The organism is Paenibacillus sp. FSL F4-0122, assembly GCF_038002845.1.
Taxonomy (GTDB): Bacteria; Bacillota; Bacilli; order Paenibacillales; family Paenibacillaceae; genus Paenibacillus_AQ; species Paenibacillus_AQ odorifer.
In genome coordinates this window covers 3349627-3366667 of record NZ_JBBODI010000001.1, presented here as the reverse complement: position 1 = coordinate 3366667, position 17041 = coordinate 3349627, and the positions used below count along the sequence as shown (strand labels likewise).

Sequence of the window (17041 nt, the reverse complement as noted above, 5' to 3'; positions counted from 1 at the left end):
CTGGCCGAACTCCACCTCTTAATATGGAGTAGGTATCCCTACCTGATGATCCAAATTCAACTCAATCAATTGTCCTGCCTGGGTTAATCCGGCACCAAAACCATACATCAGGATCTTTTGTCCATTTTGTACCTTGCCCTCGCGGATGCCCAAATCGAGTGCTAAAGGAATCGTGGCAGCAGATGTATTGCCGAAATTCACAAGACTGTGCAGCACCTGCTCCAGCGGATAATTTAATCGCTCGCAAATTGGCTCAATCATCCGCATATTAGCGCTGTGTGGAATAAACCAGTCTACTTCCTCCAGACCTACCTCCGCTTTTTCTAGCAGCTGTTGCACACCTAAAGGAACCGTTCTGACCGCCCAGCGAAACACTTCTCGTCCGTTCTGTACCAGCATTTGTGTATCTACCAGCTCAATATTGTTTACAGTATGGGCAAGCCCCGTACGGTAAACATGATGTGCCCCACCGCCATCACTTGCCAGCTGGAAGCCTAAAAATCCCGTCGTCTGCTCATCACTTTCCACAAGCACTGCTCCAGCGCCATCCCCAAAAAGAATACATGTACTGCGGTCAGTATAATCCGTAATCTTGGAGATCGTATCCGCACCAATAACCAGTACCTTGCGATGCATTCCTGAAGCCACATAACTGTGAGCAGTATGCAGTGCATAGACAAAACCTGCGCATGCTGCACTCAAATCCATAGCACCAGCAGTCTGCGGAATGTTAAAACGATTTTGAATCAAAGAAGCTACTGAGGGAAAGGAAAAGTCAGGTGTACTCGTAGCTACCAGGACCATATCGACATCCTGAACGCTTTTTCCATAACGAGTCATAAGATCCTGCACAGCTGCTGCACATAAATCACTTGTATACTCATCCTGCCGACTAATTCGGCGCTCACGGATTCCGGTCCGTTGCACAATCCATTCATTATTTGTATCTACGATCTGCTCCAGATCGGCATTAGTTAGTCTTTTGGCTGGGACATAGGTTCCGATAGCGGTAATTTTTGCACCTGTCATTCCAATCACCTCTTCAATTAGTATCTGATATTAGTACTTGGTACTAATTATAACTCTGTGCCTGCTAAAAAGTAAAGAAGGCCGGTAAAGCATCCTAGCTTCTCGGCACTTCCGTAACTTTACGAACCCACTTAGAAACGTTTTCTATTACGCTGCTTTCTTTTTCTCACGAACAATATAATCGCAGTTACAACAACCACCACTAAAATGATAAGCACAATCACGATATTCCATACATTAGGCACATAAACCTGCATTTGAATTGGCTCTGTATCCGCTAGTGTAACATTCCAAGTAAGGGTTCTGCCGTCCTCCACATTTGCATTATTGTCTCCATATAGATCCACAGGTAACGTTAATTTAAAGTCGAAAGCCATGTTTTGCAAAAAAGCCCGAATAATCGGCTTCGATAAACTGAGCGATCCCATATTATCCATTATGGTGTCTATGTAGCTATTAAATTTGGGCTTCGCCTCAACGTCATATTTGGTATAAAACCAATTATCTTTGGTATCTAATTTCAGGTCCACAATATCCAAGTCACCAGAGAGTGCTTTCATATCCTCAAAAGAGGCATAAGATTTCACGAATTCATAGACTGTAGATTTTCCATCTTGGCTTTTCTCTAGCTCAATCCCCTGATCCTTAAGTTTGTTTACCAGAGCATCTTCCATTTTTCCGCTAACCAACGCTTCTGCACGCGAATTCACTTTCATGTTCACTGCAATATCTACGCTTCCATTCTTATTCACTGTGACATGAGCAGTGCCTTTAGAACAGCCTGATAATAGTACAAGCATTAAGAGCAGCCCTAGTAACGAAAACCCTCTCCATTTTGACAACAACATTTCCCTCAAACCCTTCAGTAACATGTATTTATATAACGGCTACCCATTCTATAAAGGCTAACTCATTTATATCATAGAATCAAACTCTATATGAATGAATAATCAAATTTGAGAACCGTCAAACTTAAACTTTATACGCGCATAAAAAAGAGGCCCTCACAGAAGTAATCATTTCTACTCATGAGGTAACCTCTTTCATAAAAACAGCACACGTAATGTTACTTCGAACGCTAGTTGTTCACACGATGCTCAATGTTACTTGGAGTGCCTATTGTTACTCAAGATGCTCATTGTTACTTGGAGTGCTCGACGTTACTCGGGATGCTCAATATTATTCGGAGTGCTTATTGTCGCTTGGGTGCACGGTGTTACTTGGACTTTCAAAGTCGCTTTCGGACTCCAGAGTCGCTATTTGCGCAAATACTGCTCTTTTGAACAACTATCGGACTCCAGCGTCACTATTGGTGCAAAACGCCCCCATTAGGAGTCATTTTACGAGGAATAGCGCCCCTCCAGTCCGAAACTACCCGTAAAAGGCTCTGAACCGGCAAATAGCGGCATCTGAGTCCGAAAGCACCTGTCCTCCCGTAACCGCCCAACTACCGCTCTCCTGCAGCCGCCCTACTGCCGCAACAAACAACGTCCGACTCTTAAACCACTCCATTGCCCATCAAGCTAGGCTTATAGAGTCCCGCTTATGTGGTTAACGAGGTGCTTCTTTTCCCGGCTCCATGTAGTGAAGCATTCTCTTCACTCAAGCCGATATCCGCTTGGCGGAGAACCTTTCGCCCCCTCCAGCGCGCCAGGACAAGCAAGCCTCTCACCAATTCGTCGGCTATCATACAACAATAGATACCCATAAGTCCCCAGCCGACGCTGATTCCTAACCAATAGGAGCAGCCCACGCCAATGAGGGACATAGACACGATGGAAGTATACATCGTATAACGCGTATCCCCGATAGCGTTCAGCGCGTTGCCGAGGGCCATATTCAGCATTTTGGAGGGCTGGAGCAATAGATTTAGAGCTAACAAAGAAACCCCGATCGCAATAATCTTCGGATCAGATGTGAAATAACCGAGCAGCTGTTTTCCGAACAGGAATAGTAACAGCATGTTAGCTGACACAATGCTCAAACCAATAAAAAGTGTACGATATGCACTGCGATAAGCTTCTTTCAGTTTGCCTGCTCCGAATAAATGAGCAATCTGTATCTGCCCCGCCAGCGCAAAAGCATAACCAAGCGTGAAGCAAAAGGACTCCAAGGTGTTAAGGTACGTGCGTGCTGCTAACGCTTCGGCTCCAAGTGCAGCCAGAAAGGAATACACAATAAGCTGGGAGAATACCCAACAGGAAGAATTGATCCCAAGAGGCCAGGCAATCTTCAGGATTTGCTTGAACAGCTTGCCATTGAATATGCGGAAATCTCTAAGTCTAACCTTGATCTCGAAAGAACGCCGGAATAGGGAGTAGAGAATAATCACTCCGACCAGTCTACTGACAATACTGGAGATCGCGATGCCCGCAAGACCTAGCTGAGGCAGACCGAATACACCAAATATAAAAATATAGTTCAGAATTATATGAATCACGTTGATAATGATCCCTGTGTACATCGGTCCTTTGGTATTCCCTGTGTTCCGGATAGCGGTACCGAGGGAAGCGATCATCCCGACCATAAAGAGTCCGCCTCCGACGTAGGAGATATAGACATTCGAAAGTGATAATAGTTCCGGTGCTATATTTAGAACCCCACCAATAGGGCCCGCATAGAAAAACAACACAATACTTACGACAATCCCCAACACAAGGCTAACCGATACTCCCATAATAGCAATCGTGCGCGCTTCACCAAAACGTTTGGAGCCCATTCTCTGCGCGATCAGAATCCCCGCTCCACCCGCAAATGTTGTAAAAAGCGTGGTCAATGCACCGAACAATTGATTGGAAATGCCGACTACGGCGACTGCATCATCAGAGATACGGCTGACCATTAATGTATCTACCGTACCCAGCAGAGTCTGTAGAAATACCTCTATAAATATAGGCCAAGCCAATACCCAGAGTCCAAAACCCTGTCTTTCTTTTTTCACTATACAAACCCTCCTCGTAAACCATGCCTACAGACTTGGCCTAAAAATAACATCTTTATTCATTAGGTCAGACTAAATTATAGATGATATACTTTGGATGATGGTACAGATTTCAAACCAATTATTACATTATTCCAACCTCACTAAAAGGAGCTTCTGACATGAACATCTTGAACTTCACCGTTCCTCCGTTGCTGTACTACATTGTAAGCGGATTCCATACTTTCTCCCCCGGCCATTATCATATGAGCCGCCATAATACCCGGGTGTTCGATTTGCTTGTAGTTAAACAAGGCTGTTTATATATGAGTGAAGGCGGCCTCCCCTTTCAAGTAAAAGCGGGTCAGGCGCTCTTGCTTCGTCCAGACAGCCATCATTTCAGTACGGACAGCTGCAAGGAATCCACCTCTTATTATTGGCTGCATTTTCAAACGGTGGGTGAATGGAATATGACCGAGGATACGGCTGCTGCGCTTGAGAAGGACAACGTCAAAATAGAGAACTCCCTGCAATCTGACGAATTTGATATCCGACCGTTTAGCTTACGCCTGCCTCAGTATACGACTCTGCTGCAGCCGTCCAAGATAGAAGAGCTGCTCTCACAGCTGAATCAGCTTGTGCCTAATTCCCATTTAAGCGATACTCCATTTCAGCAGCAGCTGTTGTTTCAGGAGGTTATTCAGCAGTTATCCGCCTCCCTCAGCCATGAGCGCCCCTCGCCCTCCAAAACATGTGCAGAGCAAGCGGCCTCCTATTTACGCAGCCATTTTCGTGAGCACATCACTGCGCAGCAGCTAGGGGAAAGCCTAAGCTTTCACCCTGTATATATCGCTCGTTGCATGAAGAAGGAATACGGCTGTGCGCCGATGGAATATCTGCTGCATTATCGAATTCAGCAAAGTAAACTTTTGCTGATGCAGACCAGCTACACGATTGCCCGTATAGCCGAGGAAGTCGGCTTCAATCAGGCCCCTTACTTCAGCTCCAGCTTTATTCGAATAGAAGGGACCACTCCGCGGGAATTCCGCCAACGCTTTTCGTAGATCCTGAAGACTCCAAAAAACACAAAAAAAAGGATGCTCCCCATTTGGCTTAGGGAACATCCCTTGCTACTTTTATTATTTCAAACCCTTCTCCTGCACATAAGCGTCCCATTGCTTGATATATTCGGTCTGGATTTTCTCAAGGCCTGCTTGCTTAGCCTTTTCCATAAAGGTGGTTAAACCCGCATCAACATCCTCTACTAATCCAGCTTGCAATGGATACAGGTATTGCTTTTCCACCTGCTCTAGTGCTGCTTTTTCCGCCTGATAGGAGGTATAATCCTCAGCAAAACCTGTGAAAATATCCGGTTTCTGAATTTTGTCGAGCTCAGCGAAGATTTCCTTCACGCCGTCATAGGATTTATCAAACAACATGAACTCCGGATTCCGCCAAGCCCAGCCATTCATTCCCTCGCGTGTAAAACCGTTTGTTGAAGCATCTCCAATAAGTTCATAGTAGCCGTTCGCATCAATTTTATAGTTCTTTCCTTCCACACCGTATTGTGTGAGTTGGTTGTAACGTTTATCCATGACCATCTTTTCATAGAAGGCCAGCGCACGTTCAGGGTTCTTGCTGCTCTTCGGAATGGCGAAACCATTATGAATAGGATGAACTGGTGTTGCATAACCAATGGTATTGCCATAAGGATAGTAACCTAGATCCCAATCCGGATGTGCTGCTTTCACCTTCATCAACGTATCGTTGAAGCGAGTCGGATTATCTCCGAAGATGCTTGCTGCCTTGCCCGCGATAATCGGCGCCTGGATGGTATCCTTCAAGTTCAGGACGTTTTTGGAAATCAATCCGTTTTCCTGCCAGCGTCTCATCGTCAGCAGCTCTTCTTTATGTTCCTCCGAGCCCCAATAGAGATAAGCTTTTGAAGGATCATCGTACTTAATACCAATACCGTAAGGCAGCGGACTGCCGACCTGTGCGGTAAGTGTTGAATATACATCATGAATGTTACCTCTTACATCACTGTTAAAAGAAGCCGGCGACATCTGCGGTTCATTTTTCTTGATTCCTTCCATGTATGCTTCATAGCTAGCCAGATCTGTCGGCTGAGGCAGATTGTATTTCTTGCGCAGATCCTCACGCCATACGAAGCCATTCGTTACATACTCCTTATAAGTCGCAGGAACGGTGTAAATCTTGCCATCAATCTTCACGGCATCCCACATTTCCTGTGGTACGAATTGCTGGAGTTCTGGGGCAGCTTTTGGCAGCAGATCATCTATAGCCAAAAAAGCTCCCTTTTTCGCATAAGCCTGATATTGTGTCCAGTCCGCAGTGAAGATCAAATCGATCGATTGGCCCGACGACAGCAGCAGCTTATATTTCTGATCCCAATCTGTCCAGGTTGTATAGTTGAATTTAACGGTTGCATTCAGATCCTCTTCGGCCATTTTGTTAATTTCTGCTTCAATGCTTGAGAGGTCCTTCGGCGCATCGCCTAGCATATAGAATTGCAGCTCTACCTTTTTGGAAGTGTCCAGTCCGGTCTTCTCCTCAGTAACTGCGTTCGTACTTTGTGCTGTGTTTCCTCCGCTATTGCTCTCTTTTACCGCCGCATTGTCTCCGTTTGCAGAATTAGAATTCCCCCCGCAGCCTGCCAGCAGCGTCAAGCCCAATACTGACGTAAGCAGAATAGACATGCGTTTGCCCCGTTGTTTATTCATCTGAATCCTCCCTTTTCACTATGCTTCTATGTTAGCCGACTGTACCTTAACCCGGTAGTGGGCAGGTTGCGGTTCTAACCTTTCACAGCGCCGATGGTTAGGCCTTTGACAAAATAACGCTGAACGAACGGGTACAGAAAAAGAATAGGTCCCGTCACGACAATTGCCATCGCCATTTTGGTAGACTCAGCAGGGACCTCCGTAGCCAGTGACACCCCGGTTCCCGCCCCCATCTGTGCGATAAACTGTGCTGAATTAATAACATTGTACAGATAGAACTGCAGCTGATATTTATGCGTATCATTGATGAACAGTGAAGAGGTGAACCAGTCATTCCAGTAATACAAAGCCAGAAATAAACCGACTGTAGCGATGCCCGGCATGGAAAGCTTGAGTACAATCTGCCAGTAAATCCGGAAATCACCGGCCCCGTCTATTTTGCCAGAATCGAATAATTCCTCAGGAACTGCTGATTTGATGAAGTTTTTCATTAAAATGATCAAAAATGGCGTCATCAGACCTGGAAGCACCAGTACCGCATAGGAATCCAGCAGACCGAGGTATTTCGTAATCATGATGTACCACGGGACAAGTCCTCCCCCAAACAAAGTCGTAAAGTATATATAGAAGGAAAAGCTATTTCGATATTTGAAATCTTTACGCGCCAGTACATAACCGGCCATAGTCATGAAAAAAAGTCCCATTACCGTTCCAATCGCAGTTGTGCTGACTGTGACCGCATATGCCCGTAGCACCTCATCCGGGAAGATGAATACCGTCTTGTAGCCCTCCAGTGAGAACTGTGCCGGAATCAGATGATAGCCATCGCGGATAATGGACTCATTGCTGGTCAAAGACGCAGAGATAATTAGCAAAAAGGGCAGCAGGCAAGCGATCGACAGGCCAATAATGACCACATAGGCAATCCAATGAAGCATTCGCGTATATTTATCCTTTTGAATTTTCATTCCTTATCCTCCTAGAACAGGGCGTAGTCATCGTTTATTTTGCGGATTATATAGTTGACCGTCATAATGAGGACGAAGCCGAACAGGGATTGATAAACCCCGGCAGCCGTTGCCATGCCCACATCAAAGGTTACTTTAAGCGAACGGTATACATAGGTATCAAGGATATCAGTCGTATTGTAGAGCAGCCCGTTATTGCCTATTAATTGATAGAAAAGATCGAACTGGCCCTTCATAATACTGCCGAGCGCAAAGAGCAGCAGCACCACAAAGGTTGATTTCAGCATCGGCACCGTTATATACCAAATCCGCTGGAAAATATTAGCGCCATCAATTTTGGCCGCTTCATAATATTCGTCACTAATCCCCGTAATCGCCGCCAGATAAATCACCATGCTGTAGCCAAGATTTTTCCATAGATAAAAGATAATGATCAGAAAGATCCATGCCCAAGGTTTACTGTAAACGTCGACCGGATCAAGGCCAAATTGGGTAAGTATTGTATTCAAGAAACCGCTGTCATAATTAAACAAGTTGTAGACAATTACACTGAGAATTACAAAAGATACGAAGTAAGGCAAAAACATTACCGATTGGCTAATCTTTTTAAACCATTTTCCATTGAGCTCACTCAGCAGGATCGCACAGACAATTGCCAGCACATTCCCTAGTACAATAAAAGCAATATTGTATCCTATCGTGTTCATCGTGAGCTTCACCAGCGTACCGGATCTCCAGAGGAACTCGAAATTCTGCAACCCGACAAACTTGGAATTGAACATACTGCTGTTGAAGTCGAATTGAGTGAACGCATAATAAATGCCTACCATTGGAAAATAGGAATTCACCAGAAAAAAGACCAAGGTGGGCAGCAGCATCAGAAACATTACCCGATTGTGCACCAGCTCATACAACAATCCTTTCTTCTTTCTTGTCGTTCGTAAGCGTGCTCTACCATCAGCCTGGATGCCAAGTTCGACGTTTGAAATTCCTTTGGATGAGGTTTGGCTCAAGATCTTTCACTCCCCTTAATATAGAAACTGCATAATTCCACTATAGGGGGATTCTTCTGAGCACAGAAGTGAAGCTTACAAGCCTTACTGCACAAACTGGCGAAACAGGAACTGAACAATCAGGATGTTTATGTAAAAGTCTTCGGAGACCCCCAGAGCCTCTCAAGCTTCGCTAACTCCTTATATTCCTTGTAGAAAAGGCTGTTTTGTACACGAATATTTAATTTGTTCACTCCCTTCAGATTGGAAAAATGCAGGATTCTAAGGTTGCTCCACTGTTCTGTTCACTCTTGGGGACTTATAATAAAGGAACTTCATAATATGAATTCATCCAGAGTCTTGTCCGAGTAAGTCATATGATGGTCAGGGGGGACGGTATGAAGAATAATGATCTACGGAGAAAAAGACTACTGTATGGCAAGCTGCTCACCACCATAACCCTGTGCATATCGTTAACCCTTCTTATCTCTACGTTTGTTTACTATACGTACTACATCGGCGTCGAGAAGACGCAAACCTTTCGCTCCGATCTAAGGGATCTGACCCAGACTGGCAAAAAAGTGGTCAACATGGCCGAAGTCGCGCAAACGCTTTCATTTCAACTGTATCGAACCAGCACGATTTCTCATCTGTTGTTCTATAACAAGCCTTCTATTTATGAGGTAACCGCGGCGATGTCCGATCTCGGAAACTACTTAAATTCCATGCCTTATATTGAATCCATCTATGTATATAATCCGAATAATGACACGGTTTATATTTCGGCAGCACAGGGCCAGAATGGCGTATTCACCACCCGCGAACTGGTGGACACTGAAATTATTCAGATGCTGAATCATTATCAGGATTACAAAACATTTACGCCGATTCCGCGAACCTATTCCATAGATGAACCTGAGAAGAAAACCATCTCAGTCTATACTTACCTTTGCTATGATGCGATCAATTGGGACCGCTCTATTAACTCTGCGGTTATTGTTAACATATCCGCGGCTTGGATCAATAAAGAACTGGCTAACGGCAATACACCCGGTAGTGGCAGTACCTACATTTTGGATGACCAAGGCCGTTTTCTGTCGGGGAATAAGCTGACATTGGAGAAGCTCTCCGGGGATGAAAACAGTTGGCTGGAGCATCAAGTAAAAGCACGTTCTGCCGGCTATTTTACTGCCCCTTTTAGAGGAAATAAATCACTGGTGTCCTATACTTCGCCCGATTCGCTTGGCTGGCAATATGTGCGCATTACTCCTTATGAGGTAATTACTGAACAGACCAATCATATCCGCAATACTACGCTTCTGATTTCTTTAATTATTTTATTGTTCGGTCTTGTTATTTCTAGGGTACTGTCCAAACGGCTTTATCTGCCGATTGATTCGATCGTAAGCCGAATGAACACCCTTGAGGCAGATAAACGCAACAGCATGTTCACGATCAGGCAGAATTCATTACGCAATCTGGTGCTTGGCATTAAATCTCCTCATAACAGCCGGCAAAATGATGTTCAACAGCTGGGTATTTCTTTTAATTTAAACGAGGGCTACCGGCTAGTATTACTACGCATTGATGAGTACGAAGCTCTGCGAAAGGAACGAGGCTCTTATCTCCTTCCGTACAAGTTTGCCATCATGAATATTGCCTCAGAGATCTGTGGACAGACTTATCAGGTGGAAACTGTAGATATGAATGACGATAGCGTGGTCATGTTGCTTAGCAGCATGACCTCCACTGAACATCTGGATAATGAGCTGATTGAAGTACTGCTGCGGCAGATCCGCGTGGCCTGCTGTGATTATCTAAAAATCGGACTGTCGTTAGTGTACAGCCCCATCAGTGATAATCCAGATGTACTAAACCGGCTGTACAGTCAGGCCAGAGAAGCTTCCAAACATAGACTGTTTTATGGTCATGGCAGCTTGATCAATGCTGAGCGCATTAGCGAGCTTCAGAACAATCTTTACTCCTACCCGGCTGACAGCGAAAAAAAGCTGGTCGATGCGCTCACAAGTGGCAGAACAGACGAAGCCCGCAGTCACTTCTCCGAAATGGTACGTGAAATGGAGCAATATCCCTATCATGTGCTGGAACTTACTGTTTCAAGGGTGACGCTAACGATTAAACGAATCGTCGATAACATCAAGAAGCTTAGTCCTACCTCCACCGAAGGGATGATGGTGATGCCTTCGCTTGAACATTATGAAACGATAGAAGAATTTGAAGCGGCTTTTTACCAGCTTTTCGAGCATATTCAGGAATTCCAAGCGGATAAGCGCAGCTCCAAGCAAAGCGATCTAATCCGGCAAATCAACCAAACCATTCAGCAATCTTACATGGACCCTTGCCTGAGTCTGAACCAAATCGCGGATGAACTTAATATGTCTCCAATCTATGTCAGCAGACTTTATAAGCAGCAGACCCTAACCACTATCGTGGATGTCATTATGGAGGTACGGATGAAGGAAGTATGCCGCCTGCTTGTAGAGAGTGATTTGTCGGTATCGGATATTGCTGAAGTAACTGGCTTCACCAGCAGTTCTTATCTCCACCGGATGTTCAAACGCAACTTCAGCCTTACACCAATAGAATTCAGACGGACCAAAAACAGTTCATAACATGAATCACCTATCCCCCAAAAAGAAGGGTGTTCCAACAGCCATTACATTGGCCTTTGGAACACCCTTCGATATCATATGAAATATTAAAATACCTTCGCAATATTTGCTTCATTCTCACCTGCAAGAATGGTGTATTCTTTGGTCAACAGATTAGCTTCAAGCTTCGCCACACTGTTCTCATTTTTCCAAGTGATGTTCAGCTCATTCTCACTACCTTGTTCAATCTTGATCTCACCATCAAAAGCTGGACAGCTATTTCTGAATTTTAACAATGCGAACAGCTTTTGAACAACAGGACGTTGTACCTCAGCAGCAATTTCATCTTTAGAATAATAATGGCGGTTAATATTGCGTCCTTCTTTTGTGCTTTCGAGCAGCTCAATATCATTCTCGCCAGCGAATAGACCTACATAATAAATCTGTGGAATACCAGGGGCGAAGCACTGAATAGCTCTGGCCAAAAGATATGCCTGATCATCATTGCCAAGTGCAGAATAATAAGTGCAGTTAATTTGATAAATATCCAGATTATTATAAGCGGCGGAGCTATATTTTTTCTTAACATTCGCTCCTTGGCTATATAGGCTTTCTCTGGTCATTTCAGCTTCTTCGTCGGTCATCAGGTCCTTAACATCCACTACGCCGATGCCGTCATGCGTATCCAGGGTAGTGAATTGTTTTCTCGGACAGATTTCCAGCCAATGCGCAAGCCGATTTACTTTTCCACTATACAGAGCATGTAATACCAACATTGGCAGGGCAAAATCATAGACATAATAATCCTTGTCTGCAATCTTCAATTGAATGCTGTAATGCTCATGGATTTCCGGAAGAACAGTTACGCCATAAGGTGCTACTACTTCTTTAGACAAATTCAACATTTCCCAAATATCCGGTTCTACGAAAAAGCAGTTGGTACCCATCTTTTTGTTGGCATAGGCAAAAGCGTCCAGCCGGATAATCGATGCTCCTTTATCAGCAAGGAAGGTCAGATTGTCTTTTACGAATTTCTTCGTAGTTTCCGTAGTCACGTCCAGATCGATCTGCTGCTCATCAAACGTACACCAAACCTTTTCCTTCGTCCCATCTTTAAAGGTAACCTCTACGTATGGCGCCCGAGGTTTACGTTTATAAATTAAATCCACATCAACCTCAGTTGGTTCACCGTTAGGCCAGAAATCCTTGTAACGAATAAATAAATCCTTGTATTGCGATTCATCCTTCTTCTCAAGGAAATCTTGAAAGTATGGAGACTGCTGTGAAATGTGATTGATCATGAAATCATACATCATGTAGAACTTCTCGCTCATCTCTTCGATTTCCGCCCAGTCGCCAAAAGCTGAGTCAACCTTGGTGTAATCCATCGGGGCAAATCCCCGGTCGCCCGAAGAGGGGTAAAACGGCAATAAATGAACCCCACCCACGACTCCTTGCAAGTGTGTATCCAGTACTTCGTTTAGTTCTTTTAAATTGTTTCCCATGCTATCTGCGTAAGTGATAAGCATAGCTTCATTTTTAATCTGCATATTGGAGTTCTCCTTCTATTTCAATTTATACACTCTTGCTTCATAAGGTCTGAGAAATCATCAAACTAATGTAATTTAATGAAAGCGTTCTCCTAAGAATCCTGTTCCTCCCTAGATGAACGTTTATTCAAAACCAATTTTATAGATGCGCAAATAATATGTCAAACGTTTTCATATAATTATATTCATATAATATAGACAAAATTATTGATATTTAATATTATACCTAAATATTTTGTGGTAACGTATAACATACCTATTATAACTATCAAAAACAATCTATGCTTTTACAATTGTTAGTCTTGATTAGTGTCAACAATCCAAGAAACGTTGTAGAATATAGATTAGAGCATTTTATGAAACGGGGATGAGGGTATGGCAAGTATTAAAGATGTTGCCAAGGAAGCGGGCGTTGCTGTAGCTACCGTGTCCAGAGTAATGAACAACCGGGGATATATCAGCAAAGAGACGCGTAAAAAAGTTGAACAAGCGATGGACGCCTTAGATTATCATCCTAATCAAATCGCCAGAGCCTTACAGAAGAATCAATCCTTTTTTATTGGGATTATTGTTCCAGATTCGAACCACCCTTTCTTTTCCGATCTCATCAAGTATGTTGAAATGAGTGCTAATGAAAAAAACTATAAATTGCTAATATGCAATTCTCTTGACGATCCTGAGAAAGAAACCAACTATATTAGCATGCTTCGCCAGAATCAAGTAGATGGCATTATCATGTGCAGCCACACCATGAATATTGAAAGCTATAAAAAGGTCCCTTTCCCTATTGTCTCTTTTGACCGTTTTATTTCCTCCAACATTCCTTGTGTGGGATCGGATAATTACCGCGGTGGTGAGCTAGCTACCGAACATTTGATACAGCTGGGCTGTAAACGGTTGCTACATATCTCCGGCCCGCTAAATCTGGATATTCTAGCGAATCGTCGTCGGGATGCTTTTGTCATCACTAGTATGAAACATGGTGTAACCTACGATATTATCGAAGGTGCGCACAATAAGCTTACCTTTGATTATTTTTGGTCCTTTGTCACCGAAAATATCTCTCCAGCCCAACTTCGAGAATATGATGGAGTATTTTGCAGTAATGATATTGTGGCTTATGCTTTATACATTTATGCTGAACAGCAAGGCATTCGAGTGCCCGAGCAACTGAAAATCATCGGTTATGATTACCACAGCTTTACCCGCATGCTTCAGAGTCCTAAATTGACTACCATTATGCAACCTAGTGATCGGATCGGGGTCATGCTGACCAATACTCTCCTGCAAATGATCGAAAGTGCTGACGGAGAGCTAATCAACAACACTACTGTAGACGTAACTCTTATTAAAGGAGAGACTACTTAACGTATCTATTAAAAAGGTAGACTACCGTAATTAGCGGTGGCCTGCCTTTTTTTTGTATTGCTTCATTAATAACGACTTTCAGGAATAACGGCTTTCAGGGCAATTATTGTAACAACTTCCGCTTCTCAGAATATGCTGATTGGGCAGGTTCCCATTTTTTAAAGGAATGAACAGGAGAAGTTCAAGGAGGAGATATAGAAATATGCCTGATTACAGACCATTTAAAGGCGATGCTATCCTAAACAAGCATGGAAGGATCAGCAGTCCTATTAGAAAGAGGGAGTGTAACGCACTATTAAAAATAGTCACTGATCTCTCTGCAGTGGTACCCCCCGTACTTACGAATCCCACAACACTTCATATTGTCAATCTCCAAAGAGTGTTAAGAGAGCTATTGGAATTCTTGCATACTTCTAAGTTATGCAGCCCTTTTAGAACTGAGCTACTTTCTGTAGTAGAGATAACCATTGTATCGACCGAAGTCAGTCCCTTCTCAGTCGTAAGCGTTGGCACTAATCTTCAACTGCTATTAGCTGAGTTATTATCTTTTATTCTCGCCACGAAGATTGACCCTAATTGCAAAGATCAGCTGATTATTCAGATCAGACATATTCAGGCTTCTATTACACAAGCAATTGGATTACCTATTAAAGGTGTGACTGGACCTCAAGGGCCACAGGGACCACAGGGACCTCAGGGGCCGCAAGGATCTCAGGGGGTTCCGGGAGCAACGGGAACTACAGGGGCAGGGCTGCAAGGAATTGTTGCTTTTAATCCTGCATTAAGCCCTACTTATCCTGCCGGTCAAGTAGTAACCTTCAATGGTAGTACCTATATAGCTACTGTTGCGGGACCAACGGGAACACCTGGAAGTTCACCAGATTATTTATTAATTGCTGGGGGCTCCACAGGCCCCCAAGGACCTCAAGGCCCTCAAGGAACACCGGGACTTCAAGGACCTCAGGGGCCGCAAGGGGTAGGGCTGCAAGGGATTGTAATCTTTAATCCTGCACAAAGTCCTACTTATCCAGCAGGTCAAGTAGTAACCTTCAATGGCAGCACCTATATTGCTACCGTTTCTGGACCTACTGGAATACCCGGGAGTTCACCAGATTACTTGTTAATCGCTGGTGGCGCGATGGGACCTCAAGGACCACAGGGTGTGCAGGGGATTCAAGGGCCAACAGGTGCGCAAGGACCAGCAGGTCCAGGCGTAGGAGCAACTGGAGCGACTGGCTCGACTGGCGCTGCAGGCTTGGCAGGCCCTGCTGGTGCAACGGGCGCGACTGGTGATCCCGGCGCGGTCGGCGTTGCCGGAGCTACGGGTGCAACGGGTGCGACTGGTGATCCCGGCGCGGTCGGCGTTGCCGGAGCTACGGGTGCAACGGGTGCGACTGGTGATCCCGGTGCGGTCGGCGTTGCCGGAGCTACGGGTGCAACGGGTGATCCCGGCGCGGTTGGAGCTACTGGCATTACCGGAGTCACTGGTGCAACCGGTAACGGTGCAATTATTCCACTGGCATCCGGAGGACCTATTATTATGACCACGGTTTTAGGTGGTTTGGTTGGAACAACAAGCCTTGTAGGCTTCGGAAGTTCAGCCACAGGCATTTCTCTTGTTGGCGGTAATATTGATTTAACAGGTACTCTCCTTGGACCGCTTATCAACTTTGCATTCTCGACTCCTCGTGCAGGAGTGATAACATCCCTTGCTGCTTATTTCAGTAATACCATAGCTTTATCGCTGCTTGGTACTACAATAAATGTAACAGCACAGTTGTACCAATCGGCCACACCAAATAACACATTTACTGCTATTCCAGGGGCATTAGTAGCGCTCCCACCTATCACAGGTACTATTAATCTAGGAACTTTTGTCAATGGAATTACAAATGATATCAATTTTGCTGTAACACCACAGACACGTCTGCTTATGGTATTCTCAGCCACTGCTACAGGCCTCACCCTTGTAAATACAGTCACTGGTTATGCAAGTGCTGGCTTTACGATTGTATAATCATTAAAACAAATTCAAAAAAAGGCATCTGCCATTCCTTCTAAGGAGTGATAGATGCTTTTTTGGTAATATACGGTACACTTACTTGATCTTTCGGACTCAACTGCCGCTATTCGTTAATTTATCCCTGTTTAGAGAGATCATCGGACCTGAGAGGCGCTATTGGGCAGAAATGGTGCTCAATAGCGTCTATTTTGTACAAATAACGCCTATGGGGTCCAATATCAACTCAAAAATAGGAAAATGTTGCAAATAAGAGCGCTTGAGTCCGATAGTCTGTCAATGCCACTCCCCGCTCTTCTTCTCTCCTACTCATGTCCGGAGGCTGAATCCCTATTACCGAAACCTTCCTTTCCTTTGGTCTCGATCAGGAGCTGCAGATACGCTGCTTACTACACCTCCTTCTATACACTTACAATCACTACTTAGGGTCTACTGTTTCTTTCCCACGTCGGGTCAGCAGCTTACTACGCCCCTTCTATACACTTACCTTCACTACTTAGGGTCTACCGTACTCTCCCACGTCGGATGAGCTGCTTAGGTCTACCATTCTCTCCCACGTCGGATGAGCTGCTTACTACGCCCTCCTCTATACAATTACCTTCACTACTTAGGGTCTAACGTACTCTCCCACGTCTGATGCGCTGCTTACTACGCCCCTTCCATACACTTACCTTCACTACTTAGGGTCTACTGTTCTTTCCCACGTCGGGTGAACCGCTTACTACGCCCCTTCTATACTCTTACCTTCACTACTTAGAGTCTACTGTTCTTTCCCACGTCGGGTGAGCTATATTTGATGCTGTGGTAGGGTAGGGACATTAAGTGGCGTTCTAGGTAC

Annotated in this window: 11 protein-coding genes; 4 read left to right on the top strand and 7 right to left on the bottom strand. The window is 44.6% G+C overall.

Features of this window, described 5'->3' with window-relative positions; genetic code table 11:
- Positions 1-18: 18 nt before the first annotated feature.
- The 3 genes from MHH49_RS14550 to MHH49_RS14540 form a co-directional block, all read right to left on the bottom strand.
- A complete protein-coding gene (locus MHH49_RS14550; RefSeq protein WP_036685367.1) occupies positions 19-1029 on the bottom strand; it encodes a ketoacyl-ACP synthase III in 1011 nt (336 codons plus the stop codon).
- A 131-nt stretch (positions 1030-1160) separates the two neighbouring features.
- Entirely contained in the window at positions 1161-1877 is a 717-nt protein-coding gene (locus MHH49_RS14545) for a hypothetical protein (RefSeq protein WP_341138216.1), read from the bottom strand.
- 695 nt (positions 1878-2572) lie between these two features.
- Complete coding sequence (locus MHH49_RS14540) at positions 2573-3973, bottom strand: MATE family efflux transporter (protein ID WP_076104897.1); 1401 nt, start codon at positions 3971-3973, stop codon at positions 2573-2575.
- Positions 3974-4131: 158 nt separating this feature from the next.
- Between MHH49_RS14540 and MHH49_RS14535 the strand changes: the two genes are divergently transcribed.
- Positions 4132-5013: an AraC family transcriptional regulator gene (locus MHH49_RS14535; protein ID WP_036685373.1), complete on the top strand. Its 882-nt coding sequence runs from the start codon at positions 4132-4134 to the stop codon at positions 5011-5013.
- A gap of 75 nt (positions 5014-5088) precedes the next feature.
- On the opposite strand, the gene MHH49_RS14530 is transcribed toward MHH49_RS14535, so the two are convergent.
- From MHH49_RS14530 to MHH49_RS14520, 3 genes are all read right to left on the bottom strand, one after another.
- Entirely contained in the window at positions 5089-6699 is a 1611-nt protein-coding gene (locus MHH49_RS14530) for an extracellular solute-binding protein (RefSeq protein WP_143766237.1), read from the bottom strand.
- Between the two features lie 68 nt (positions 6700-6767).
- Complete coding sequence (locus tag MHH49_RS14525) at positions 6768-7661, bottom strand: carbohydrate ABC transporter permease (protein ID WP_036685379.1); 894 nt, start codon at positions 7659-7661, stop codon at positions 6768-6770.
- Positions 7662-7672: 11 nt separating this feature from the next.
- A complete protein-coding gene (locus tag MHH49_RS14520; protein WP_141118552.1) occupies positions 7673-8548 on the bottom strand; it encodes an ABC transporter permease in 876 nt (291 codons plus the stop codon).
- 503 nt (positions 8549-9051) lie between these two features.
- Here MHH49_RS14520 and MHH49_RS14515 point away from each other — a divergent pair.
- Positions 9052-11286, top strand: a complete 2235-nt coding sequence (locus tag MHH49_RS14515; RefSeq protein ID WP_341138215.1) for an AraC family transcriptional regulator — start codon at positions 9052-9054, stop codon at positions 11284-11286.
- 86 nt (positions 11287-11372) lie between these two features.
- Here the strand turns inward: MHH49_RS14515 and gtfA are convergent, their stop codons facing one another.
- Complete coding sequence (gene gtfA / locus MHH49_RS14510) at positions 11373-12815, bottom strand: sucrose phosphorylase (protein ID WP_341138214.1); 1443 nt, start codon at positions 12813-12815, stop codon at positions 11373-11375.
- A gap of 375 nt (positions 12816-13190) precedes the next feature.
- On the opposite strand from gtfA, the gene MHH49_RS14505 reads away from it, so the two are divergent.
- Positions 13191-14183 carry a LacI family DNA-binding transcriptional regulator gene (locus tag MHH49_RS14505; protein ID WP_341138213.1) on the top strand — a complete coding sequence of 331 codons (993 nt, stop codon included), beginning with the start codon at positions 13191-13193 and terminating at the stop codon, positions 14181-14183.
- 202 nt (positions 14184-14385) lie between these two features.
- Positions 14386-16200, top strand: a complete 1815-nt coding sequence (locus MHH49_RS14500; RefSeq protein WP_340892893.1) for an exosporium glycoprotein BclB-related protein — start codon at positions 14386-14388, stop codon at positions 16198-16200.
- Positions 16201-17041 lie beyond the last annotated feature (841 nt).

Coding starts and splice junctions, on each gene's coding strand:
- MHH49_RS14500 (WP_340892893.1), top strand. CDS start 14,386: ATGCCTGATTACAGACCATTTAAAGGCGATGCTATCCTAAACAAGCAT.
- MHH49_RS14550 (WP_036685367.1), bottom strand. CDS start 1,029: ATGACAGGTGCAAAAATTACCGCTATCGGAACCTATGTCCCAGCCAAA.
- MHH49_RS14545 (WP_341138216.1), bottom strand. CDS start 1,877: ATGTTGTTGTCAAAATGGAGAGGGTTTTCGTTACTAGGGCTGCTCTTA.
- MHH49_RS14515 (WP_341138215.1), top strand. CDS start 9,052: ATGAAGAATAATGATCTACGGAGAAAAAGACTACTGTATGGCAAGCTG.
- MHH49_RS14525 (WP_036685379.1), bottom strand. CDS start 7,661: ATGAAAATTCAAAAGGATAAATATACGCGAATGCTTCATTGGATTGCC.
- MHH49_RS14520 (WP_141118552.1), bottom strand. CDS start 8,548: ATGTTTCTGATGCTGCTGCCCACCTTGGTCTTTTTTCTGGTGAATTCC.
- MHH49_RS14505 (WP_341138213.1), top strand. CDS start 13,191: ATGGCAAGTATTAAAGATGTTGCCAAGGAAGCGGGCGTTGCTGTAGCT.
- gtfA (WP_341138214.1), bottom strand. CDS start 12,815: ATGCAGATTAAAAATGAAGCTATGCTTATCACTTACGCAGATAGCATG.
- MHH49_RS14535 (WP_036685373.1), top strand. CDS start 4,132: ATGAACATCTTGAACTTCACCGTTCCTCCGTTGCTGTACTACATTGTA.